The sequence below is a fragment of the Myxococcus sp. AS-1-15 genome (genome assembly GCF_020037055.1).
GTDB classification, from domain to species: Bacteria; Myxococcota; Myxococcia; order Myxococcales; family Myxococcaceae; genus Myxococcus; species Myxococcus fulvus.
The window spans coordinates 355,345-377,424 of record NZ_JAIQDF010000002.1; the positions used below are offsets into that span (position 1 = coordinate 355,345).

22 protein-coding genes and 1 tRNA gene are annotated in these 22,080 nt (G+C 69.9%); 9 read left to right on the plus strand and 14 right to left on the minus strand.

Features of this window, described 5'->3' with window-relative positions; translation table 11 throughout:
- Positions 1-63: 63 nt before the first annotated feature.
- Complete coding sequence (locus tag K8625_RS07165) at positions 64-597, minus strand: hypothetical protein (protein ID WP_223782249.1); 534 nt, start codon at positions 595-597, stop codon at positions 64-66.
- A gap of 36 nt (positions 598-633) precedes the next feature.
- Positions 634-1,080: a cytochrome c oxidase assembly factor Coa1 family protein gene (locus tag K8625_RS07170; protein WP_223782250.1), complete on the minus strand. Its 447-nt coding sequence runs from the start codon at positions 1,078-1,080 to the stop codon at positions 634-636.
- Between the two features lie 180 nt (positions 1,081-1,260).
- Here K8625_RS07170 and K8625_RS07175 point away from each other — a divergent pair, with 180 nt between their 5' ends.
- The 5 genes from K8625_RS07175 (at position 1,261) to K8625_RS07195 (ending at position 6,518) form a co-directional block, all read left to right on the plus strand.
- Positions 1,261-2,400 carry a metallophosphoesterase gene (locus K8625_RS07175; RefSeq protein WP_370641897.1) on the plus strand — a complete coding sequence of 380 codons (1,140 nt, stop codon included), beginning with the start codon at positions 1,261-1,263 and terminating at the stop codon, positions 2,398-2,400.
- A gap of 61 nt (positions 2,401-2,461) precedes the next feature.
- Positions 2,462-3,274: a Sir2 family NAD-dependent protein deacetylase gene (locus tag K8625_RS07180; RefSeq protein WP_223782252.1), complete on the plus strand. Its 813-nt coding sequence runs from the start codon at positions 2,462-2,464 to the stop codon at positions 3,272-3,274.
- Between the two features lie 161 nt (positions 3,275-3,435).
- On the plus strand, positions 3,436-5,046 hold the full coding sequence (locus K8625_RS07185) for a DUF4419 domain-containing protein (RefSeq protein WP_223782253.1): 1,611 nt from the start codon (positions 3,436-3,438) through the stop codon (positions 5,044-5,046).
- A 220-nt stretch (positions 5,047-5,266) separates the two neighbouring features.
- Positions 5,267-5,731: a hypothetical protein gene (locus tag K8625_RS07190; protein ID WP_223749746.1), complete on the plus strand. Its 465-nt coding sequence runs from the start codon at positions 5,267-5,269 to the stop codon at positions 5,729-5,731.
- 10 nt (positions 5,732-5,741) lie between these two features.
- On the plus strand, positions 5,742-6,518 hold the full coding sequence (locus K8625_RS07195; RefSeq protein WP_223782254.1) for a DUF4157 domain-containing protein: 777 nt from the start codon (positions 5,742-5,744) through the stop codon (positions 6,516-6,518).
- Positions 6,519-6,664: 146 nt separating this feature from the next.
- On the opposite strand, the gene K8625_RS07200 is transcribed toward K8625_RS07195, so the two are convergent.
- Positions 6,665-7,366, minus strand: a complete 702-nt coding sequence (locus K8625_RS07200) for an ATP-grasp domain-containing protein (RefSeq protein WP_223782255.1) — start codon at positions 7,364-7,366, stop codon at positions 6,665-6,667.
- Positions 7,367-7,420: 54 nt separating this feature from the next.
- Complete coding sequence (locus K8625_RS07205) at positions 7,421-7,720, minus strand: YiaA/YiaB family inner membrane protein (RefSeq protein WP_074948559.1); 300 nt, start codon at positions 7,718-7,720, stop codon at positions 7,421-7,423.
- Positions 7,721-7,826: 106 nt separating this feature from the next.
- On the opposite strand from K8625_RS07205, the gene K8625_RS07210 reads away from it, so the two are divergent.
- Positions 7,827-8,702, plus strand: coding sequence for a LysR family transcriptional regulator (locus K8625_RS07210; protein WP_223782256.1), 876 nt, complete (start codon positions 7,827-7,829; stop codon positions 8,700-8,702).
- Positions 8,703-8,786: 84 nt separating this feature from the next.
- On the opposite strand, the gene K8625_RS07215 is transcribed toward K8625_RS07210, so the two are convergent.
- Entirely contained in the window at positions 8,787-9,473 is a 687-nt protein-coding gene (locus K8625_RS07215; protein ID WP_223782257.1) for a LysM peptidoglycan-binding domain-containing protein, read from the minus strand.
- Positions 9,474-9,764: 291 nt separating this feature from the next.
- Between K8625_RS07215 and K8625_RS07220 the strand changes: the two genes are divergently transcribed.
- A complete protein-coding gene (locus K8625_RS07220; protein WP_223749751.1) occupies positions 9,765-10,856 on the plus strand; it encodes a hypothetical protein in 1,092 nt (363 codons plus the stop codon).
- Positions 10,857-10,904: 48 nt separating this feature from the next.
- Here the strand turns inward: K8625_RS07220 and K8625_RS07225 are convergent, their stop codons facing one another.
- The 5 genes from K8625_RS07225 to K8625_RS07245 all read right to left on the minus strand — a co-directional run bounded on the left by K8625_RS07225 (position 10,905) and on the right by K8625_RS07245 (position 16,313).
- Entirely contained in the window at positions 10,905-12,098 is a 1,194-nt protein-coding gene (locus tag K8625_RS07225) for a Dickkopf N-terminal cysteine-rich domain-containing protein (protein WP_223782258.1), read from the minus strand.
- Positions 12,099-12,229: 131 nt separating this feature from the next.
- Positions 12,230-14,047: an acyl-CoA dehydrogenase gene (locus K8625_RS07230; protein WP_223749753.1), complete on the minus strand. Its 1,818-nt coding sequence runs from the start codon at positions 14,045-14,047 to the stop codon at positions 12,230-12,232.
- 179 nt (positions 14,048-14,226) lie between these two features.
- Entirely contained in the window at positions 14,227-15,351 is a 1,125-nt protein-coding gene (locus tag K8625_RS07235) for a slipin family protein (RefSeq protein ID WP_223782259.1), read from the minus strand.
- Between the two features lie 332 nt (positions 15,352-15,683).
- Positions 15,684-15,755, minus strand: a tRNA-Gln gene (locus tag K8625_RS07240).
- A gap of 240 nt (positions 15,756-15,995) precedes the next feature.
- On the minus strand, positions 15,996-16,313 hold the full coding sequence (locus tag K8625_RS07245; protein ID WP_141324668.1) for a hypothetical protein: 318 nt from the start codon (positions 16,311-16,313) through the stop codon (positions 15,996-15,998).
- Between the two features lie 768 nt (positions 16,314-17,081).
- On the opposite strand from K8625_RS07245, the gene K8625_RS07250 reads away from it, so the two are divergent.
- Complete coding sequence (locus tag K8625_RS07250; protein ID WP_223782260.1) at positions 17,082-17,924, plus strand: hypothetical protein; 843 nt, start codon at positions 17,082-17,084, stop codon at positions 17,922-17,924.
- An 18-nt stretch (positions 17,925-17,942) separates the two neighbouring features.
- Here the strand turns inward: K8625_RS07250 and K8625_RS07255 are convergent, their stop codons facing one another.
- Positions 17,943-18,350, minus strand: a complete 408-nt coding sequence (locus tag K8625_RS07255) for a MarR family winged helix-turn-helix transcriptional regulator (RefSeq protein ID WP_223782261.1) — start codon at positions 18,348-18,350, stop codon at positions 17,943-17,945.
- A gap of 92 nt (positions 18,351-18,442) precedes the next feature.
- Between K8625_RS07255 and K8625_RS07260 the strand changes: the two genes are divergently transcribed.
- Positions 18,443-19,528 (plus strand): aldo/keto reductase, encoded by a 1,086-nt coding sequence (locus tag K8625_RS07260; RefSeq protein WP_223782262.1) that lies wholly within the window; start codon positions 18,443-18,445, stop codon positions 19,526-19,528.
- On the opposite strand, the gene K8625_RS07265 is transcribed toward K8625_RS07260, so the two are convergent.
- The 3 genes from K8625_RS07265 to K8625_RS07275 form a co-directional block, all read right to left on the minus strand.
- On the minus strand, positions 19,522-20,481 hold the full coding sequence (locus K8625_RS07265; RefSeq protein ID WP_223782263.1) for a hypothetical protein: 960 nt from the start codon (positions 20,479-20,481) through the stop codon (positions 19,522-19,524). The genes K8625_RS07260 and K8625_RS07265 overlap by 7 nt on opposite strands.
- 258 nt (positions 20,482-20,739) lie before the next feature.
- Entirely contained in the window at positions 20,740-21,501 is a 762-nt protein-coding gene (gene bla, locus K8625_RS07270; RefSeq protein ID WP_223749759.1) for a subclass B1 metallo-beta-lactamase, read from the minus strand.
- Positions 21,502-21,660: 159 nt separating this feature from the next.
- On the minus strand, positions 21,661-22,041 hold the full coding sequence (locus K8625_RS07275) for a nuclear transport factor 2 family protein (RefSeq protein WP_223749760.1): 381 nt from the start codon (positions 22,039-22,041) through the stop codon (positions 21,661-21,663).
- Between the last annotated feature and the right edge of the window lie 39 nt (positions 22,042-22,080).

Genomic DNA, 22,080 nt, shown 5'->3' on the forward strand with positions numbered 1-22,080 from the left:
GGATTGCTCCGTCGAAAAGGGTCGGCGCACCATAGCCGCCCTCTCGCGGGGCTCAACCCATGTCTACTGCGCGAGCACGATGGAGAGCGCGGTGACCAGCCCGGCGTCGTCCTCGGCCAGCGCGGGAGGAATGGACAGCGTCACGGCATTGTCCAGCCTGCCGCCGCAGGTGCGCCAGCCGGTGTAGAGGTCCTTGCTCTTGCTCTTGGTGACCAGCTCGTAGCTGCATCGGCCGATGTTCCCGGCGATCTGGTCGGGGCTCACCCGGAAGTTGGAGAGCTGGCCGCCGAACGTCCCCACGGCCTCGAGCATGTCCCCGTCCTCCGTCACCTTCAGGTCCACCGGCCCCTGGCCATAGATGCCCTTCACGGTGTCGCCCTCCACCTGGAGGTTCACCGGTCGACCGAAGGCCCGGCCGCGCACGACGTCATCGCCGAAGTACAGCTGGAGCTGAGGGCCCGAGAGGTTGTCCTCCGTGACGCGGAGACTCACGGCGCGCTCCCGCGTCCGCAGGTCGAGGTACTGGTCCGGGGAGTTCGCCGCCAGCACGGGAGCGCTGGCGAGCAGGCCGAGGGCGAGGAAGCGCGAGGGTTTCATGTCCTTGAACCTACGCAGCCCGTGGCGTGGGTGTGCTCAGTCCGCTGGCAGGGCGGGCGTGCTGCCTCCGGCGGGAAGCTCCACGGAATCTTCTCCCTCCGGACGCAGCACCAGCCTGCGCAGCGTCCATGTCTCCGAGGTGTAGAACACCTGGGCCTCCAGCACGCCGCGCCCCTTGGGGCCCTGCACGGTGAGGTCGAAGTCCACCTGTCCTCCCCGGCGGTCGGTGGCGTCATGGGAGCGCAGCGTGATGAAGCTGCTCGTCAGGGGCGCGCCCAGCCGCTCGGTGGCGAGCGGGCTGGCCTCCGCGGTGCGCAGCGCGAGCCGGTGCACGTCGTCCCGGCGCAGCGCCTGTTCGATGTCCTGGAAGAGCGAGCGCGACACCCAGGCCACCCCCGCGGCGAAGCAGCCGAGCCCCCCGAGGACGAGCGCGGCCGCCACCATCCAGCTCTGCCAGGGGCTGTCCACGCGGCGCGAAGGCATTCGGGTCTCCGGGAGCCCCACACTAACGGGCGGGCGCGCGGGTTGCCGGGCAGGCGACACGGGCGGCCATTATGCTCCGCCTTCGCACCGGAGGTGCTGGACGTGGCGGAGCAGTCTCGAGCGGTGGAGCAGCAGTCACGACAGCGCCGCGCGGGCCCTGGGCGGGTGCTGCGCTGGCTGATGTCCCTGGGCGGCATCCTCGCGCTGATGGGCGGGCTGCACGCGTACCTGGCGGTGCGGCTGTTCGTGAGCCCGGCGTGGCCCTCGCCCTGGGGCGCGCTGGGCGTGGTGCTGATGGTGCTGCTCTTCGTGTCGATTCCGGCCGGCCTGTTCGCGGGGCGGGGCGAGCCCTCGACGGCCCAGCGCGTGTTGCAGTGGACGTCGTTCCTGTGGCTGGGGAGCTTCGGCATCCTGCTCAGCGCCGTGGTGGTGGCGGACCTCGTGGGCGCGGTGCTGGGGTGGACGGGCGTGGTGCCGGACGCGCTGGTGCTCGCGCGAGGCAAGGCGCTGGTGGTGGGCGCGGTGACGGTGCCTGCGGTGCTCTACGCGTTCGTGACGGCGCGGGGGCGCGCGACGGTGGAGCGGGTGACGGTGCCGATGACGGGGCTCGGGCCGGGGCTCGATGGCCTGCGGGTGGTTCAGATTTCAGATGTCCACGTGGGGCCCACGCTGGATGGCAAATGGCTGCGGCGCGTGGTGGAGCAGGTGAACGCGCTGAAGCCGGACATCATCGCGGTGACGGGGGACCTGGTCGATGGACACGTGGAGGCGCTGCGCGAGGAGGTGAGCCCCCTGGCGGAGCTGCGCGCGTCGCTCGGCGTGTTCTACGTGACGGGCAATCACGAGTACTACCACGGAGGTCCCGCCTGGGAGGCGGAGGTGGCGCGGCTGGGGCTCACCGTGCTGCGCAACTCGCACCGCGTGGTGGATCGCGACGGCGCTCGGCTGGTCGTCGCGGGCGTGACGGACCACGACGCGGGACACATCATCCCGGCTCATGCGAGCCGTCCCTCCGCGGCGCTCGCGAATGCTCCCGAGGGCGTGCCGGTGGTGCTGCTGGCGCATCAGCCCCGCTCGGCGCTGCACGTGGCGCGCGACGGCGTGCGCGTGGACCTGCAGCTGTCCGGACACACGCATGGCGGGCAGGTGTTCCCGTTCATGTTCTTCATCAAGCTGCAGCAGCCCGTGGTGCGGGGGCTCGCGACCATCGCCGGCGTGCGCGTGTACACGCATCGGGGCACGGGGTACTGGGGCCCGCCCTTGCGCCTGGGGCCGTCGCCCGAAATCGCCGAGCTGACGCTGGTGCCGGCCACGGCGTGAACGGGGCCGGGCGTGTCATGCTCGGCGACGTGCCATCGTCGAGCCGTGGGGAGGTGTTCACATGACGTCTTCGGGATTCGAGGCGCTCCTCGAGGCCGTGCGCGGACCGGCCTCGGTGAATGTCCTGGTCCTCACCGGCGCGGGCATCAGCCTGGCCAGTGGCATTCCGACGTTCCGGGGCACGGACCCGGGCGCGGTCTGGTCCAACGAGGTGATGGAGAAGGGGACGCACGCGTTCTTCCAGCGCGCGCCGCACGAGTCCTGGAAGATGTACCTCCAGCGCTTCGAGCTGGCGCGGGCCGCGAAGCCGAACGCGGCGCACCGGGCGCTCGTGGCGTGGGAGGCGTGGCAGGAGGCGCAGGGGCGCGGCTTCGCCGTCGTCACCCAGAACGTGGACTCGCTGCACGAGGACGCCGGGAGCCGGCAGCTCGTGAAGGTGCACGGGAGCCTGCGATTGGCGCGCTGCTCCGCCCAGGGGTGCGAGCTGGGCGCTCCTCGCGGCACGGTGCCGATGGCGTCGGTGGACTTCTCGGCGTTCCACGCGAACCCGAGCCCGGAGACGGTGCCGCGCTGCCCTCGCTGCGACAGCCGCCTGCGGCCGCACGTGCTCTGGTTCGATGAGAACTACACGGAGCACGACACCTACGAAATCGAGCGGACGCTCATCCTGGCGCGACAGAGCCGCGTGATTGTCTTCGTCGGGACGTCCTTCTCCGTGGGCGTGACGGAGCTCGTCTACCGGCGGGGCCGGAAGCTGGACGCGAGGATGTTCAGCATCGACCCCTCGAACGTGTCGCTGGACCGGGGTATCGAGCCCGTGACGGCCCGCGCCGAGGAGGCCCTGCCCGAGCTGGTTCGCGCGCTCCAGTCCTGAGTCATCCCAGCACCTCCGGGCACCCTTGCGGCCCGGAGGTGCTGCTGTATGTCGAACCGAGGCACGCGGACGCACCTGTCAGGTCGATGAGAAACCCCTCGTCGGGTGGCGTCCGCCGTCGGGCGGCTTGAGTTCACACGACATGACGAGGGAGCGTAACCGTGACGACCTTCGCAGTGGACGCTGTCGAGGAAGCAAGGACTCCGCTGGACACCGTTCCGCTCGGGACGCTGGTGGGAAAGACGCACTGGATGGCGCCTGGCGCGGACACCCCGGTGGTGGACCCCCAGGGCATCCACCCGCTGCTCGCCGCGGTGCATCAGGCCTTCGCCGAGCACCGGCCCCTGGTGCTCTCCCCGGACGTGGTGTGGCTCACGCTGGCGCAGGGCGTGGCCCAGCACATCCGGTTGAATGCCGAGCGGCTCCGGGAGCGACTCGTCCGTCACGAGGGGCGCCGGAATCTCAAGGTCCAGGTGGGCGCGGTGCCTCGGACGGACGAGGACTTCCTCGCCATCCTGGAGGACTTCCGGGGACAGCTCCGCGAGGCGATGGGACCGGGCCTCCCCCGCCTGATGTCGTGTGACTTCTCCACCAGCACCGACATCGAGCGCATGGCTGGCGACGTCGTCCTGATGGATGCGATGTCGCCTTACTTCGACTTCACGTTGGCCATCCGGTGCGGCATCCCTCGGGTCACCCTGCTGGGCACGCCCGAGGACTGGCGGGCCATTCGTCGCCGCATCGACGTCATCGCCGAGCTGGACCTGGCCTGGTGGACGTCCTCGCTCATCCCCATCGCGGACGAGCTGGTGCGCGCCTCGGAGGGGCAGCCGGACCGTCAGCTCTGGACGGAGCTCTACAAGCCCGCGGCCGCGTATGGCTGGGACCGCATGGCGGGCTGGGTGATGCGGCTGTTCCCCTACATCGGCCAGTCCGGGAGCTTCGACCAGCGAAACCCGCTGCTCGCGCAGTCCCACGCGGAGTTCCTGAAGTCGCGGGACGCGGCCTTGGACGACTTCGATGTGCCGGGCGTCGCGCTGCACTGGGTGCCCGCGGGCCTGTCGTGTGTGCCGTTGCGCGTCCAGGACGAGCCGATGACCTGGCGGGAGACGTGGTCCCTGGAGGCGGGCGTGCTCGCGGTGACGGTGGCGGCCGACGGGGCCCTCATGCCTCGCGCGGGCGTCATGGTCCGCTCGGGGGGCGCCTCGGTGGACCTGCTCATCGAGCGGCTCGTCGCGGAGCACTCCGTCGTCCGGGCCACCCAGCCGAGCACGTACCGGGGCCTCGCGGAGCTCAACGCGCTCTATGACCACCTGGCCAGCGCCACGCTCTTCCCGGGGACACGGCCCTGGCGCGTGCGGCCCACCGCCGAGCATGTCGAGGTCCACATCCCCCTCGAGGGCGACGACTTCACGCCGGTGCGCTGCGTGGTGGACCTGCCGGACGGGACGGTGCTCGCGCTGCGCTCCTGCAGTGGCCGGCGCCCCTCCTGCTTCGTCCGGCTGCGCGCGGATGCGCTCGAGCCGATGGGGCTGGCACCCGGCGTGACGGCCGCGGAGACGGTGATGTTGGACTGCGAGACGCTGCGCACCCCCCTGCGCTCCCGCCAGCGGGCCACCGACATCCCCGTCGTGGGGACCTCGCTGACAGCGCTGCTCCTCCAGGCGCTGGACCAGGGCGGCGCCACCGAGCTGCCCGCCTCGGGCTCGCTCGCTGATCAGCTGGAGGCCTGGGAGAACCCCGGGGCCCGACGGCGACCGTCGTCTCCCTGACACTGTGTCGCGAGGGGTTGGGTTGAAAGAGACCCACTGAACGGATGGCATATCCCACGGGCCTGTGACGGGGCTCGTGGGATGTGGCATGGCTGCCTGGAGCAAGAGCGGACTAATCGGATAATTGAAGTGGAATTTGATATTTCCGCTATTGCTGGCTACAGTCCGATGCGTGCCCCCCTCCACGATTGCCCAGCCCCGGCTGCTCGAGTCCGTTTCCGTGCCTCGCTTGAGGGAGGTGGGCGTCCTGGGCGTGTCTGGGGCGCGACGTTCCCTGAAGGGCTCGGGTGGGCCGACGGTGATGGTGGTCTCCGAGTCGCCGTTCTCGCGGCTGCTGATGGGGCGGGAGCTGGCGCCGTCCTTCGGGTTGATCCACGCGCAGGGCGTGGCGTCGGCGGGGCGCAGGTTGGAGATGGGGACGGTGCCGGCGGCGGTGGTGGTGGACCTGGACTCGGAGCCTCGCGCCGTGTCGCACGCGTTCCTGGCTCGACTGGTGGAGAAGGACTTCCAGGGGCCGCGGGTGCTGGTGTCGTCGCGCTTCTGTCCGGAGCTGGCGGAGGCGTTCAGCGGCTCGTGCCTGACGCACTTCGCGCTCGCGCGGCCGTGGCGTCCGGGGATGCTGCGCTCGCTGGTGGAGTCGGTGCTGGGACAGCGCGCACCGCTTCGCGCCGCCGCGGGGCGCTGAGGGTTTCGTCGTGAGTCGGGTGTCTGGGGTTCCCGCCCGTCTGGCGGACGCGGGGTGGGGTCTGCTCACCGGTGCGTTGAGCGCCGTGCGCGGCCTGGTGCTGGGGCTGGTGGTGGTGCTCTCGGGCGTGGTGCGAGGGCTCGTCGCGCTCGTCCTGGGGCGTCGCCGCGAGGGGTGGTTCCAACTGCGGCGGGGACTGGTGCGCGTGGCGCAGCTGCCGGTGGACGTGGTGCTGATGCTGGCCGGGCGGCTGGTCAGCGCGGTGCAGGTGCTGCTGGGCCTGGAGCCGGTGGGGCGTCGGCTCACAGGCTTCGAGGTGTCGCTGCTGCGGCCCGTGTTCGGCACGAGCCTGGACTACGCGGCGGTGCGGGTGAAGGAGGGACCGGTGGGCGTGCTGGGCATTCCCGGGCGGGCCTTCGTGCATGGGGACACCGTGTTCATCCCGCCCAGGAGCGGGCCCACGGACGCGGCGTTGCTGGCGCACGAGCTGACGCATGTGTGGCAACACCAGCACGGTGGCACGGCGTACTTGAGCGCCGCGCTCGCCGCGCAGTTCTGGGGAGACGGGTACGACTGGCGCAAGGGCGTGCAAGCGGGACTGCGCTGGGAGGAGCTCAATCCCGAGCAGCAGGCGCAGCTCGTCGAGGACGCCACCGTGGCGGGCCTGGTCCATCCGGGCCAGGCGGCGCTGTCCCAGCGGGTTCGATTGAAGGGATGGACCGAGACCGCGCTGCCGGTGCTCGATGAGGCCCTCGCGAGCCTGCGGGCAGGGCGGGGCGCGCCGTAGAAGCGCTGGCTCGCGGACAGGGTGAGGGGGCGTCACGCGAACTCACGGGACGTTGGCGCGGTGGCGGCGCCTCCGTCGCCAGGCCCGCGACGCGGTGAAGATGCTCGGAGCCAGCCCACGACGAGGCCCTTGTGGGCGGTCGTCGCTCAGGCCTGGGTGGCGCACGCGATGCACCGCGCGGCCTCGCTCGCCACGCAGCCGTTGAGCCCGGCGCCCCAGGCGGCGTTGGCCTCGAGGAGGACCCAGCCTCGTCCCTCGACGAGGGCCGCGTCGAGGACACAGGTGCGCGGGAGCTTCTCCCACGCCGCCACGGTGGCGAGGAATGCCCGTGCGTCCTCGACGCTGCCTTCACCTTCGTACATCGCGCACGTGAGCACGCGGCCGTCGAGCATCCACGCACGGGCCTCGGCTCGCACGACGACGACCTCGGATGACAGCACCGGCGTCTCGGGTGGCAACCCCCGACACTCTTCCATCAAGGGTTCTGGCCCGGGCCACACGGCCGCGCGGAACACCTTGGGGACCATCGGCTTGATGAAGCGTGGGAAGGGGCCCGTGACGACGCGCTCCAGCGTGGAGCCGTGCACCTCGCGCTTCACCCAGACCGCCTCCGCCTGGAGCAACAGGTCATCGGGCGGAGAGACGAGGGTGAGCCCCAGCTTCTGGGCGACCACGAGGCAGAACGTGTCGTTGCCATACAGACGGGTCCGCGCGGGCTCGACGTCGGGCGGGCTCCAGAAGCGGTCGAGTCGCAGCACCGTGCCGCCCCCATCTTCCCAGGCGCGCGCCACGGCGTCGCGCTCCGGGTCGACCTTGGCTGGAATCAACAACTGGAGTCCCTGGAACATCATCGCTCGACGTTAACGCATCCCGCGCGGACCCAAAGGTGACGCGGAAGCCGGCTACAGCTTCGGAGGCGCGATGGGGTCGTGCTCGGAGAGCATCTTCGCCACGCGCGCCTCGTCCAGACGGGCGCCGAGCTGCTCCATCTCGTGCTGGTCGCGCACCGTCTTCGACAAGCTGAACGCGGAGCCCACGCTGAACAGCAGCCCCATGGCCATGAAGGACTTCACCCACGTGTCCACCGGCAGGTGCCAGATGCCGATGGCGGTGACTCCCACGGAGAGGGCGAAGGACAGCCAGGTCTGGATGACCCAGGCGGAGCTGTGCGCGACGACGACCTTGGGCGTGGAACGGGACATGGTTTCTCCTCGGGAGCGAGCCTTGGCTCGCTGATGGGGAAAACATGCCGCGTCCCATCGAAAAGCGCATGGAACTAATCGATGCGTGATTGATAACCTGAAGTGTATGATTCAGCTCCAGCGCCTCGAGGGCTTCTACCGCGTGGCCCGCGCCGAAGGCTACGCGCGAGCCGTCCGCTCATTCCCGTACCCCATCACCCAGCCCGGCATCCACCAGCAGGTCAAGCGACTGGAGTCCGAGGTGGGCGTGGCGCTCTTCGAGCGCGTGGGCAAGGACCGCGTGGTGCTCACCCCCGAGGGCCGCGCGCTGTACTCACACGTCGCGCCGTTCCTGGAGGGGCTCGACGCCGTGGTGCAGTCGCTGCGCAAGGGCGAGGTGGGCGGCACATTGCGCATCCACGCCTCCGGCCACGTGCTGCGCCACCTGCTGCCCGCGTGGCTGCGGCGACTGCAGGCCCGCCGCCCGGACATCGAGGTCGTCCTGCACGAGTCCAAGGTGCCCGCCGTGGACATCCTCTCCGCGGGTGACACGGATCTGGTGGTGGACCACCTCCCGGAGGTACCCGAGGACGTGGAGGCCCGCGTCGTGGGTCACACCGCGCCCTTCCTGGTGCTGCCCTCGAATCATCCCCAGGCGAAGAGCCGACGCGTGCGGCTGGACCTGCTCCGGGACGACGCCTTCATCGCTTACAGCACGGACAAGTACCTGCGTGAACTCCAACTGGCGGAACTGGCGCGCGCGGGAGTGCGGCCCCGGCGGTTGCACGCGGCGGACTCGTCAGAGACCATCCTCGGCTTCGTCTCGGCGGGGCTGGGCTATTCGCTGCTCGCCTCGCTGCTGCCGGGAGGTCCTCGCGAAGCGGGCGTGGTGGCGAGGCCGCTGCCGGGCGCACCATCGGGCGCGATTCAGGCCGCGTGGCGGCGGTCCTCCGCGCGCAGCCCGCTCATCCAGGCCGCGCTCACGCTCGCGCCGAAGCCTTGAGACGCCCCTGACGTACGACGGGGCCTCGCTTCCGCGCGTGGCGGAGGCGAAGCCCCGTGGGCACTGCGAAGGCTCGGTGTGGGCTCAGCCCTGGTACTGGTGCACCGACATGATGGGGTAGTTCATGCTGCTGATGGTGATGCGCTGCGAGCCGTCGGGGTTGACGTTGTTGGAGCCGATGAACATCGGCTTGCCGTTCTCCCAGCCGGCGAACATCACCACGTGCTGGCCGCTGCCCACCTTCATGGAGACCACGTCGCCGGGCTTGGCGTCCTGGAGCGACACGCGCTTGAAGTCCGGGTCCCGGTCCAGCTTGGCCTGAAGGCCCATCACGCTGTTGTCGTGCTGCGCGTCGGAGATCTGCCCCGCCTGCTCCAGACACGCGGAGACGAAGTTGGCGCAGTTGACGTTGTTGGGGACCCAGTCCTCCATGTCCGCGCCAACTCCGCTGCCCTCGAGCTTCAGCGAGCCCGCGTTCTTGTTCAGGTGCGAGCGCGCGATGTCGAACGGGCTGCCACCGGGGCCCTTGGTGCCCTCGCCCGTCGTCATGTTGGCCGGGTAGTTCGTCGTGCCGCCCGTGAGGTTCGGGCCCGAGCGCGACGGCGCCGAGTCGAAGCCGTCCTTGGCGCCGGGGATGTTGAGCGTGTCCCCCGTGTAGATGAGGTCCACGTCCTTGATTTGCGGATTCGCCTTCTGCAGGGCGTCCACGGTGGTGCCGTAACGAAGCGCGAGCGCGGACAGGGTGTCGCCGGACTGGATGCGGTAGCTCATGAGCGAAGGGCTCCGAATGGGGGGCGGTGACGCGCGGGGAAGGTCGCGTACAACTTGCCCCTATTCTCGGAAGCCAAGAGCGCGAGTTGCGTGGACGCGTGCCTGATTCCGCTGATCTGTCGATCACCTCGATGCAGGTCGCGCACTTGCGCGAGGGCGGCTCACGGAGGGTGCGACCTCGACCCCCTGCGTCATCCACGCTGCGAGTCGTGCTGTCACACAGCCGCCATTGAGTCGGCCGTGGCACCAAGGTCCTTGAACAGGTGGGACGCTCCGCGCATGGTGGCCGGCGTGAGCACCTCCATTCCTCATCCCGACTTCGCGGCCGAGCAGTTCACCCGCTGCCCGGACGCCCGCTTCGAACCCGCGCCGGCGGACGGCGTGCTGCCGGAGGGTTTCTTCACCACCACGAACCTGCCCACCTACGTGCGAATCGACGGCGCGTGGCGCATGCCGCGGGAGCCGCGCATGGACGGCGCGCTGGTGCTGGATGCACAGGGCGAGTTGTGGATTCGCGAGGGACGCCGCGTGAAGGCGGGCGAGCGCGTGGTGGTGGGACACGCGGAGGACGGCTCCGAGGGCGTGTACGTGAACATGGCCTACCTCGGCGGAGGCGGGGAGGGCGAGTTCAAGTTCATGACGAGCGAGGTGTCCCGCGAGAAGCCCATCGACTACGCGCAGATGGCGCGGGTGCTGGTGGAGGAGCGCGAGCGCGGCGGCTACCCCATCTGGGTGACGGGGCCGGCGCTGGTGCACTCGCGAGCGCGCGCGGACATGACGTGGTTCATCGCCAACGGCTTCGTGGGCGCGCTGCTCGCGGGCAACGCGGTGGCGGTGCACGACATCGAGGCGTCCATCTTCGGCACCACCCTGGGCATGAGCGGCACGGGCGAGGCCACCAGCGGAGGCCACGGCCTGCACATGCGCGCCATCAACAAGGTGCGCGCGGCGGGCTCCATCGCCAAGGCGGTGGAGGCGGGCGTCATCACCAACGGCATCATGCACGCGTGCGTGGTGCACAAGGTGCCCTTCGTCCTCACCGGCTCCATCCGCGATGACGGCCCGCTGCCGGACGTGGTGACGGACAACGTGGGCGGCCAGGACGCCATGCGCCAGCACGCGAAGAAGGCGACCATGGCGGTGCTGGTGGCCACCGCGCTGCACGCCATCGCCACCGGCAACATGCTGCCCGCGTTCGTCACGGAGAAGGACGGCTCGCTGCGCGAGCTGGCCACCATCTGCGTGGACTCGTCCGAGTTCGTCGTCAGCAAGCTGAAGGACCGGGGCACGCACCAGGCTTTCGGCGTGGTGACCAACGCCCAGGACTTCATGCACATCCTGCGGCTGTATGTGGAGCGCGAGCTGTCCGCCCGGAAAGCCTGAGTCGCACGGGGACCCGGGCCCGAGCGCCGGGTCCCCCGCGCCGGTGCCTCACTGACAGGACGAGGCCTCGGCGCCGACGCAGCGGCCGCTCACGCAGCTGTTGTCGATGTCGCACAGGCCCAGCGTGGGGCCGCAACGCTCTCCCTGGTGGACGATGGGCAGGCAGCGCGACGTGCTGCCTTCGAGGCAGGCGTAGCCCCTGGGGCAGAAGCGGCTCACGTTGTCGCACGCGTCGTCGGGACCCGTGGCCTTCACGCAGATGCCCCAGACCCCCGCCTCGGGACGGGCGTCCTTGCACCACAGCCCCTCCTGGCACTCGGTGTCCAGACGGCACTCCTGCCGCTCGGCGCGGCGGGGACGGCACAGCCCGGGGTTGGACGGGTCCGCGTCGCAGAAGAGCTCGCGCTGGCACACGGTGACTAGAAAACCGAGGCTCACGTCATAGGGGGGCGCGTTGCACAGATGGCCCTCCTTCACGTGCGGCGCGCAGCGGTTGCCATTGCACACCAGCGAAGGTCCACAGGGGTAGTAGCCCACGTCCTCGCAGACGTCCCCCTCCGCGCCCACGGGCCGACAGGTCCGGTAGCCATTCCAGTCGCACCAGAGCCCCTGCGCGCAGGGCAGCGAGAAGCTCGTGCCGTTGGGGTGCTGGCGCACGCACGAGACGTTCTCCTCCACGGGCTTCATGCAGGTCCGGGTCGAGCCCTCGAACACGAGCCCGGGCGCGCACTGCCAGGGATGGGTGACGGCCTGTCCCTCCGCGCCTCGCGGCGTGCACGTGCCCTCACAGGCGTTCTGGGAGGTGTGGCCGCAGTAGGCCTCCGCGCCGCAGTCCAGGTTCATCCCGCACCCGCTCGCGGAGCCCTGCTGGACGAACAGCTGACAGGCCGGCTCGTACTCGATGCCGTACTGCCACGCGGCGTCGGACAGGGCGGGCTCGGAACAGCTCCTGCCTCGGAGCGCGTCCAGACAGCGCTGGGCCGCGGCCCCATCGAAGCGCAGCCGGCCGGACTCCAGCGAGTCCTCGTACCGCGTCCCCAGCCCCAGGGACTGGGGCCGGTTCCACTGGCGCATGTCGTCCTCGCACGCGCTCGCCCGGACGTATTCGCCGCACCGCTGGGCCCGCGCGCAGAGCGCCTGGACGACCTGGGTGCCGAAGTCCTCCATCGACACGTCCTCGTCGCCGCCACATGCCCACAGCCCCAGCAGCATCACCCCGAGTACCGCTCGCCAGTCGCGCATCGCTCGCCTGCCCATCCGTGATGGGGCCCGGCCCAGCAGGCCCCGCCTACGACATACGGACCGAATCCATACTTCAGGCCAGGCCGGCGCCGCACCCCTCGACGAGGTGCGGGTGGGCGACGGCTCGCGACTCAGTACGACTCCTCGGGGACCTCCATGAGGTCCAGCGTGCCGGACTCCACCATGCGCGCGGCGTGGGCGAGGCCCGGGAGCACTTCCGCGCAGTACCAGCGCGCGCTGGCGAGCTTGCCCACGTAGAAGGCGCGGTCGCCGGGGTTGGCCTTCATCCGCTCCAGCGCGACGCCCGCGTGACGCACCAGCAGCCAGCCGATGACCACCTCCGCCACGCCCGCCAGCACGCGGTTGCCCTGCAGGCCCACGTGGTAGACGGACTCGCCCAGCTTGCCCATCAGCGTGCCGAGCATCAGCTCCAAGTCACCGAGCGCCTTGCCCAGCGCGGCGCGCTCCGCCTGGAGCTCCTTGCCGCCCAGCTCACCCTCGGCCGTCTCGCGCACCTGGCCGAGCAGCGCCTGCAGCGTCGCGCCGCCGTCACGCGCCACCTTGCGCATGAGCAGGTCCAACGCCTGGATGTGCGTGGTGCCCTCGTAGAGCGTGTCGATCTTCTGGTCCCGGATGTACTGCTCCACCGGGTAGTCCGTCAGGTAGCCGGAGCCGCCGTGCACCTGGAGGCTCAGCGCGAGCAATTCGTACGCCTTCTCCGAGCAGTAGCCCTTCACCAGCGGCAGCAGCATGTCGTTGAGCGCGTCCATCTCACCGGCCTCGGTGGCGCGGTGGCCGCCCTTGAGCTCCACGCCGTCCTGCACGGAGGCGGTGTAGAGGCACAAAGCGCGCATGCCTTCCGCGAACGCCTTCTGGGTCATCAGCATGCGCCGCACGTCCGGGTGGCGGAAGATGGGCACGCGCGGCGCCGTCTTGTCGCGCGCCTGCAAGAGGTCCGCGCCCTGGAGCCGGTCCTTGGAGAACGCCAGCGCGCGCTGGTAGCCCGCCGACAGCGTGGCCATGGACTTCACACCCACCGCCATGCGCGCCTGCTCGATGATGTAGAACATCTGGCGCATGCCGTCGTGGACCTCGCCCAGCAGCAGGCCGCGCGAGGGCTTGCCGTCGCCGAACGTCAGCTCGCACGTGACGGAGCCCTTCAGGCCCATCTTCTTCTCGAGCTTGGTGCACACGACACCGTTGTGCTCACCCAGGCTGCCGTCCTCGTTCACCCAGTACTTGGGGACGACGAACAGCGACAGGCCCTTGGTGCCCGGGGGACCGCCTTCCGGACGCGCCAGCACCATGTGGATGACGTTCTCGGACATGTCCGAGTCGCCGTTGGTGATGAAGCGCTTGACGCCTTCAATCTCCCAGACGTCGCCGCCCACCGGGCGCGCCTTGGTGCGCGCGGCGCCCACGTCGCTGCCGGCGTCGGGCTCGGTGAGCACCATGGTGCCGCTCCAGCGCTTGTCCAGCATGTGCGGCAGGAAGCGCTGCTTCTGCGCGTCCGTGCCCAGCCGGTCGATGATTCGCGCGAGCAGGTTGCCCAGCGTGTAGAAGGCGAGCGAGGCGTTGGCGCCCACCATCAGCTCGAACGCGGCCCAGCCCAAGGACGGCGGCGCACCCAGGCCGCCCAGGTGCGGCGGCTGCTCCAAGAGGTGCATGCCCGCGTCGAAGAACGCCGCCATGGACTTCTTCAGCCCGGGGGGCAGCGTCACCACGCCGTTCTCCAGCTTGGGCGGGTTGTGCTCCGCCTCGTCGAACGACGGCGCCAGCTCGTTCGCGCACAGCACGGAGAACGTCTGGAGCATCTGCCGGGCGGATGTCTCGTCCAGGTCGCCGAAGGGCGCGCGCCCCAGCGACGTTCGGCCGATGTCGAGGAACTCGAAGAGGTTGAACTCGATATCGCGCAGGTTGGGGACGTAGTGGTTGGCGGACGACGACATCTCAAGCTCCTCACGAGGACGAAAGGCCCACGAGGGTAGCCGAGATTGATTTTCGAGTCAGCCGAAGGCGCCCGCACCGCACCCATGGTGCATGACGCATGGAGCCGTGATGCACGAAGGGCCCCCGGGGAACCGGCCCCAGAGGCCCTTCGTCACGACAATTCCACGTGCGTGTGTGCTCAGCCCTTGAGCTGGAGCGACGGCACGGCGCCCTCGCCGAGGACCAGGTGGACCTGGCCCACCTTGGCGGCGAGGTCCTTGTAGGCCTCGAGCTCCTTGAGGCGCACGAGCAGCGGGTTCTCGGCGAGCACCTTGGCCGTCTGGGCGAGCGAGCGCGTGGCGGCGGTCTCCTCGCGGCGGGTGATGACGTTGGCCTCGGCCTCCTTCTGGGCCTGGATGACGCGGTTGAGCAGCTCCTTCATCTCACCGGGCAGCACGACGTCCTTGATGCCGAAGCGCAACAGCTCCAGGCCCACCGACTCGGCGCGCTCCTTCACCTGGGCGAAGAGGCCGTCGGCCAGGGCCTCGCGGGAGGCGAGCAGCTCGTCGAGCGTGCGGGTGGCGACGGCCTCGCGGGCGGCCAGCTGCATGGCGAGGTAGAGGATGTCATCCGGCGCGCGGGCGACGACGGCGAGCCGGCGCGCGTCCGCGACGCGGAAGGCGGTGGACAGGTTGAGGCGCAGCGTGACGCGGTCCTGCGTCATGACCTCCTGGCCGGTGACGTGGAGCAGCCGCTCGCGCAGGTCGATGACGGCCAGCTGCACCTTGTGGGCGACGGTCCACGCGGCGTGGCGGCCCGCGGGCAGCACGGCGTCGAGCGTGCCGTCCACGTAGCGCAGCGTCACCGAGCCCTCCGTGGCCGTGGCCTCCGTGTAGTCGCTCGCGGGGACGATGGCGCGCACGTCGTCGCGCAGGGGCGCGGTGGAGACGCCGGTGGTGTCCACGAGCTCCACGCGCACGGCGGGGGTGGGCGGCGTCAGGGCGCGCGCGGGGACGTGCTCCACGGTCCAGACCTGGTGCTGGCCGCGGCCGAGCCACTTCAGGGGGCGGCCCCGGTGGTAGAGGATGGCGCGCTCGTCGGCGCCCAGGTCGACGACCTGCAGGTCCGAGGGCGGCACGAGCGCGAGCAGCTCCGCGTCCAGGTTGGCCAGGGGCAGGCCCGTGGCGACGCGGACGATGCGCACGTTGCGGAAGGGGTAGGTGAGCCGGTAGCGGCCCGGCACGAGGTAGCGCGTCGGCACCTCGTCGACGAGGACGAACGCCCGCTCGTGCTGCACGACATCCACACGCATGAAGAAGCTCATCGCGCACCTCCTTTCCCCCGGAGGGGGGAGTGGTGAGACCGGGGCGCGAGGTGGCGCGAGAGGCGCGCGTCCCGGGGACTGCGAGAAAAGTGAAGGCTCCAGCCTTCGCGGGTGGAGAGCGCCGACTGCGTGCCCGGGCCCCATCGACGCATCCCGCGCTCGCGGGCCGGACCGGGCGCGGACGACGACAGACATTCCGCTGACGGCGCGGAAGGGGACTGTCGTCCTGGCGGACGGCGTGGCTTCGCGGTGGGGGAAGGTTGGGTGGAGTGGGCCAGCGCTTCTACCGGCTCGGGATGGAGCCTTCTGGCGGAACCGATTTTTCAGATCGGGTCAGAACGAAGGATTCGAACCTTCTCCTCAAGATCCAATATCTTGTGCTCTACCGGGTGAGCTAGTTCTGAGCAGTCCCTGGAAGGGGTTGCTCGCTTTGGCTTTCGCGGCGGCCGGCCGGACGCCCCGATGTGAGGGAGTCACCGCGGACGATGGACCCGGGGGACACCCTGTCCGGGACACGAGCGCAGAGCACCCATGTCCGGATTCGGGAGCCCGGGGACAGCCCCGTGACACCTCTGGAATGCGTCGGGGGCGAGGGACGCGGGTGCCGCGCCGGGGCTGACAGCGGGAGATGCGAGGAGTTCGACTCAGTAGGCGACGAAACTAGCGAACTCGCCTGCGGCGAAGGTGCGCAGGGTGCCCAGGCCCACGGCCTGGCCGGTGCAGTCCGCGGTGCGGTATGCGAGGACTTGCTGGACGTTGCTCCAGCCCACGAGCGAGTCCGCATCGGCGGGGAAAGCCGTGCACGTGCCGTCTGGCTGCGCCACGTTCAGGACCGGCTGGGTGAAAGTCCTGGCGTAGAACGTGAGCCCGGTCTGCCCCTCATCGGACGAGGCCTGCGCCACGCCCGTGGTGAGGGCGGCTCCCATGAGCGCCACGGTGGTGAGGACGAGCTTCGAGCGCATAGCCGCATCTCCTGTAAAACGAGTAAATTCGCTGTGCATCCTGAACCCGCCGGATGGGAGGGTCAATCGGGGGGGGCGAGCGGGGCCAGGGGATGTCTGGAGCCAATGTTCATGACGAAGCCCTTCGTGTTCTGGAGCCTGTGGGTGGTGTGCCTGGGGTGTGCGGGGAAGCCCGGAGGTAGAGCCGCGAGGCTCCTCGGCATGGAGCACCCGTGATGGGTTGGCCGAGGAGTACACCTATGTCGAGCTCACGTCCGACGCGGACCTGGAGACTCGTGCAGGCGCATTCCTCCCCACGGGTTGGGCGCGACAGGCGCTCGGCGATGATGTGGATCCACTCAAGGGCGCCATCGCCACCCGCCCCGTGCGACGCACGCCAGGAGCAGGTCCGCTGCGCAGACCTCCTCTCCTGACTCCACGACCCGCGCCACTCCAGGCTCAAGTCCAGGCGCGACGCACAGTGGATGCTGCTGTGGTGCTCCAAGCAAGGAAGCTCTACCAGCAACGCCTTCAGGAGGCTCAGACCACGTACCCGAACAGCGCGGGATACGAGAACCATCACCTCGTTCCGTTGTACCTGGGAGGGGCGAAGGATGGGCAGACGTACCGTTTGCCCACGGCGTATCACAAGGCCATCACCCGGGCTTTCCGTGAGGAGTGGCGTTATGGTCAGGGACAGCGACCGGATGCACGAGCACTGACGGACATCCTGGTGCGGGTCTATTCCCGGTACCCCATCCCTCAACTCATCGGAATCCCTCCCTGACGATGCGCGAGACGTTCGAGTTCAGGATTGCGGAGGAGCGGGCCCGGAAGTTCCTGGCGCCTGGGCTCGGCATGCTCGTGAACGAGGGGCTGCGCAAGGTGGTGTTGCCCGGGGATGATCCCCGCGTGCGGGAGATTGGCGCCATCGAGCGCAAGCTCCGCGCCGAGGGTGACCTCTTCTTCACCTACTGGAACGTCGAGCGCCGCTACTCGGCTCGGGAACTCGAGTCGGCGGAGTTGTTGAACCTCGTCATCCGAGGGGCCTTCGCGCCCACCGGAGCCATGTGCGGCACGGGCTATGATGCGTCGGAGGCCTGCCCGCATTGTGGCGTTGGAGCACGGCAGACGACGGACCTCATCCTCGACACGCGCCGGATTGCCAAAGACCGTGACTTCGCGAAGACGCTCGCGGGAGAGGTCGTGGTCTCTTCCAGGTTCGTCGACGCCTTCCAGGAGGCTGGACTGCGAGGCGCGGAGTTCCGCCCCGTGCTGCACCTGGGCGGCAAGCCTTCGCGCCAGCCGGAGTGGTATCAGCCCGTCACGACCTCGAAGCCGCTGAAGCTGGATGCGAAGACGGTCTCGGGCAACAACCCCTTCGACCTCGACGAGCGTGGTGAGCACCGGTGCCCGAAGGGGCATGTCGCGGGCCTCAACCTGCTCTCAGCGCTCCATGTCGACCGGGCCTCGCTCGATGGCTCGGACCTGTTCATCACGGACACACGCTGGGGCGACAGGCGCGGCGAGCTTCGCCCAGAGCCTCGCTGGCTCATCTCTGCTCGGCTCCGGGACCTGATGACCACCCTGAAGGTGAAGGGGCACGTGCTGGAGGTCGCTCACCTGGCCTGAGGTCGCGGCACGCTTGCTTCAGCTCATCTTCTCCAGCAGGGCCCGCAGCTCCGCCTGCTGGGCGGCGGTCAGCCGGCCGAGCTTCGTGCCGAACGCCTCCGAGAGCAGCGTCGTCCCCTGCTGCATGACCTTGCGGCCGGCCGAGGTGAGCTGCAGCCGGTGACGCCGCAGGTCCGCGGTATCAATTTCACGGCGCAGGAACCCAGCGGCCTCGAGCCGCTTCACGTACAGCGTCACCGAGGGCTTGGGGATGCACAGGGACGCCGCCAGCTCGGCCGGGTAGGGGTGGTCGTCCACCTCCGCCAGCACGAACAGCTCCTTCGTCTCCACGCCCAACGCCGCGATGTCCGAGGCGACACTGGCTATCACCGACATCAACAGCCGGTGGTTCAACGACCAGATTCTCGCCGGGTCGATTTTCGACATGGGCCCTTGCGCGGAAATTGGTTCAAAATTAATCCAGTTCCGGATTGAACTAAATCGTCGTCCTCACAATGTAGCACTCCCCTGGAGCCCACATGCCTCTCAACCACTACGTGACGCTGGGCCGCTCGGGCCTGCGCGTGAGCCCGCTGTGCCTTGGTGCCATGACGTTCGGTGAAGACCTCGGCTGGGGGTCCAGCGTGGAGGAGTCCCAGCAAATCATCGACCGCTACATCGAGCTCGGCGGCAACTTCATCGACACGGCGAACTTCTACACGAAGAGCCACTCCGAGAAGATTCTCGGAGACCACGTCGGTCGCCACCCGGCCCGGCGGGACAGGCTGGTCCTCGCGACGAAGTTCAGCGGGAATCTGTACCCCGGGGACCCGAACGGCGGCGGCTCGGGCCGCAAGTCCATCATCGCGGCCGCCGAGAACTCGCTGCGCCGCCTGCAGACCGACTACATCGACCTCTACTGGCTGCACAACTGGGACATCCACACGCCGATTGAAGAGACGATGGCCGCGCTCGAGGACCTGGTGCGCGCCGGCAAGGTCCGCTACCTCGGCGTCTCCGACACGCCTGCGTGGAAGATTGCCCAGGCCAACGTGATGGCCCACTTCCGCGGCTGGTCCTCCTTCATCGGGCTGCAAATCGAATACTCCCTGCTCGAGCGCAGCGTGGAGCAGGAGCTGGTGCCCATGGCGCTGGAGCTCGGCCTGGGCATCACCCCCTGGTCGCCGCTCAAGAGCGGCGCGCTCAGCGGCAAGTACACCCGCGCGAACGCCGGCCAGCAGAAGGGTGACCGCGGCGCCTTCGTGGAGTCGTACCTGAACGAGAAGACCTACGCGCTCGTCGACGCGCTCGGCGTCATCGCCAAGGAGCAGGGGACCAGCATCGCGCGCGTGGCGCTGGCCTGGGTGCAGGCACAGCCGGGCGTGAGCTCGACCATCATCGGCGCCCGGCGCCTGTCCCAGCTCGAGGACAACGTGGGCGCCCTCGAGGTGAAGCTGAGCGCCGAGCAGCTCGGCCGGCTCGACGCGCTCAGCAAGCCGACCTTCGGCTTCCCCCAGAGCATGCAGCCCATCTTCCCCGCCATCCACAACGGCGGCACGACGGTGAACGGCGTCTTCATGGAGCCGTCCCCGTTCGGCGTGGTGAAGGGCGAGAAGCCCTACTGAGGCTGGAGCCTGGGCAACAGCGGCAGGGGCACTGAGGCCGTCGTCTGGGATTGCGCCGGAGGCACGAGCGTGGGCTCGGCCTCGGGCGGCTCGGCGGGCGTCATCGGCTGACAGCTCGCCGGCTCGGGGGACGCCTCCGCCTCGCTCGACGTCGTGGCCCTCGGGGCGCCGCGCTTCGCGGGCAGCGAGCACATGGACGCGGGCGTCGCCACCGTGGGCCGTGCCACGCGGGGCGGCGTCGCGTCACCGCGCGCGCGCGAGTCGCCTCGTGACTGCGAGTCGCTGCGCGTGTCCGCCCGGCCTTCACTCGTCGACGAGGAGGTGGCGGTCGCCACCGCGGACGGGGTCGGGCGCTTCGCCGCCTCGCCGAGCGCCGTCGCCAGGCGCCCATTGCTCTCGTGCATCTGGTCTCGCGCGCGGTCCAGGCTCGCCTGCGAGTGCGCGCGCTGCTGGTCCATGCTGTCCTGGAGCCGCTCGCGCTCCTTCAGCAGCTCCGCCTGGGCGGCCTCGCGCTGGGCATCCAGCTTCGCGCGGTACTGCTCCCGCTCCTGCTCCTGGTGGGCGCGCAGGCTGTCGCGCTCCTTGGAGACGTCGCTGAGCTGCGCCTCCAGCGCGCCCTTCTCCGCGGAGAGCATCCGCTCCGTGGTCACCATGCACGCCTCGAGCACCTTCTCGTCCGGCTCGCGCACGGGCAGGGGCTCACCCCGGTTCCACGCCACCATGGCGCTGCTCTGCCAGCGGTAGTCCGCGTGCATCACGCACTCCTGCACCAGCCGCGTGAGCCGATCCGCGGACCACTCGGGCTTCGGCCGCGAGCATGGGCCCACCTCCTCCCTGAATGTGGAGGGGAACGTGCGGGTCTGCTTCACCCAGCAACCGTCGCGCTGCTCCACCTTCACCGATGCGCACCCGCTCGCCGCCAGCACGAGCACCCACGTCGCCACTCGCCTCATGACGCCCCTCCTCCGTCCCACCCGCCGGCCCAGGCTCCGCGCTTCGCCCCGGATGCACGGTAGGAACGTCACCAACACCTGCCCATGCGGCGCAGCCTTCGCGCACCAGACGCATGTCGTGCATCGGACGGCTGACGGCAGACAGCCGAGCTCGCGATGACCCATCCCCGTGTGCTGCCCAACGCTCTCACCTGAATCCGAGGGTGAGCAGCCGGACGAGAGCCCTGCGCCTTGCTCGTGCGCGCGAGATGCGGAGGCTCAGCGGAGCAGGGCGCGGGTGTGGTTCAGCAGCTCAGGGCCACCCGGAGCGCCATGGCCCGGGACGATGATGCGTGTGTCGGGATAGCGCGCCTGCACACGCTCGAGGCTCGCGGGCCACTCGGAGACCACGGCGTCCCCCAGGTTGCCCAGGTCCTTCGCCGCCGCGTCCTTCACGAAGCACCCACCGAACAACACCTGGCTGTCGCGGTGCACCACCACGATGTTGTCGGGCGCGTGGCCCGCACCAGGGAAGAACAACTCCAGCGGACCGAGCGTCGCGACTTCCGTGAAGGCGCGCGTGGGCACCGGCTTGCCGCGCTCCTTCGCGATTCTCACGGTGTCCTCCAGGCCGTGCACCGGGATGCCCCTGGCAACGAGCACGGGGATGCCCGCGGTCCGGTCGTCGTGGAAGTGCGTCGCCACGGCCGCGCGGACGGGCTTGCCCAGCGAGCTCGCGGCCCAGTCGACGAGCTGCTCGGCCTGCTGCTGGTTCCAGCCCGTGTCCACGAGCAGCGAGCCGTCCCCGTCCTCGACGATGAGTCCGTTGGCGGGAACGAAGCCGAAGTCCTCGTCCGAGAGCGTCGTGTGCATCCAGACCCCCGGAGCGATGCGCCGCACCGTGATGTCCTTCGCGAGCGTGTACTCACCTGCCCCTGTCGCCCGCGCCGCCTCCGCGGCGTTCGGACGCACGGGCGCCGAGGTGCAGGACTGCGTCAGCACGAGAAGGGGAACGAGGACGCGAAGCGGGCGTGAGGTCATGGGTTCAGTCTCGCGAGAGAGAGGAGCGGTGCACGCCTTGGCAACCTTCAGGCCAGTCCATCGCCCGGGTCCGTGTGCATCCTGGCGCGCGCGTGGCCCCCGGATGTGTCCGGGCAGCCACGGCGCCGTGTCCACGGGGCCGCGCTCCTGCCCGGGACTTCAGCTCGGCGCGTCGACGATGACGGTGCACTGGCCGGCGACCACCTGGGGGCGCTCGTCCACCCACTGCCAGACGCGCGTGTAGCGCAGCTGCGCGGCGAACCCGGTGCCCGCGGACTGGCCCGCGACGGAGGCCTGCACGACGACCACCGCGCCCGCGGAGAGGAACCGGATGACGGGGGGACCCAGCTCCAGCCGGGTGAGTCGCAGCGCGCCCGAGCCATGGCCTTCCAGGTCCGCATCCTTGTTGAAGACCTGTCCCAGGTGGTTGACGAAGACGAGGTCCTCGGAGAGGAGCTGGTCGAGCATGTCCACGTCGCTGGCGAGCATGGCCTGGCGCAGCGTCTCCTCCGCCGCCAGGATGTCTTCTTCCGTCATCATCCGCAGTGCGCTCCTGGCTGACCGACCGGGCAGTGTCGC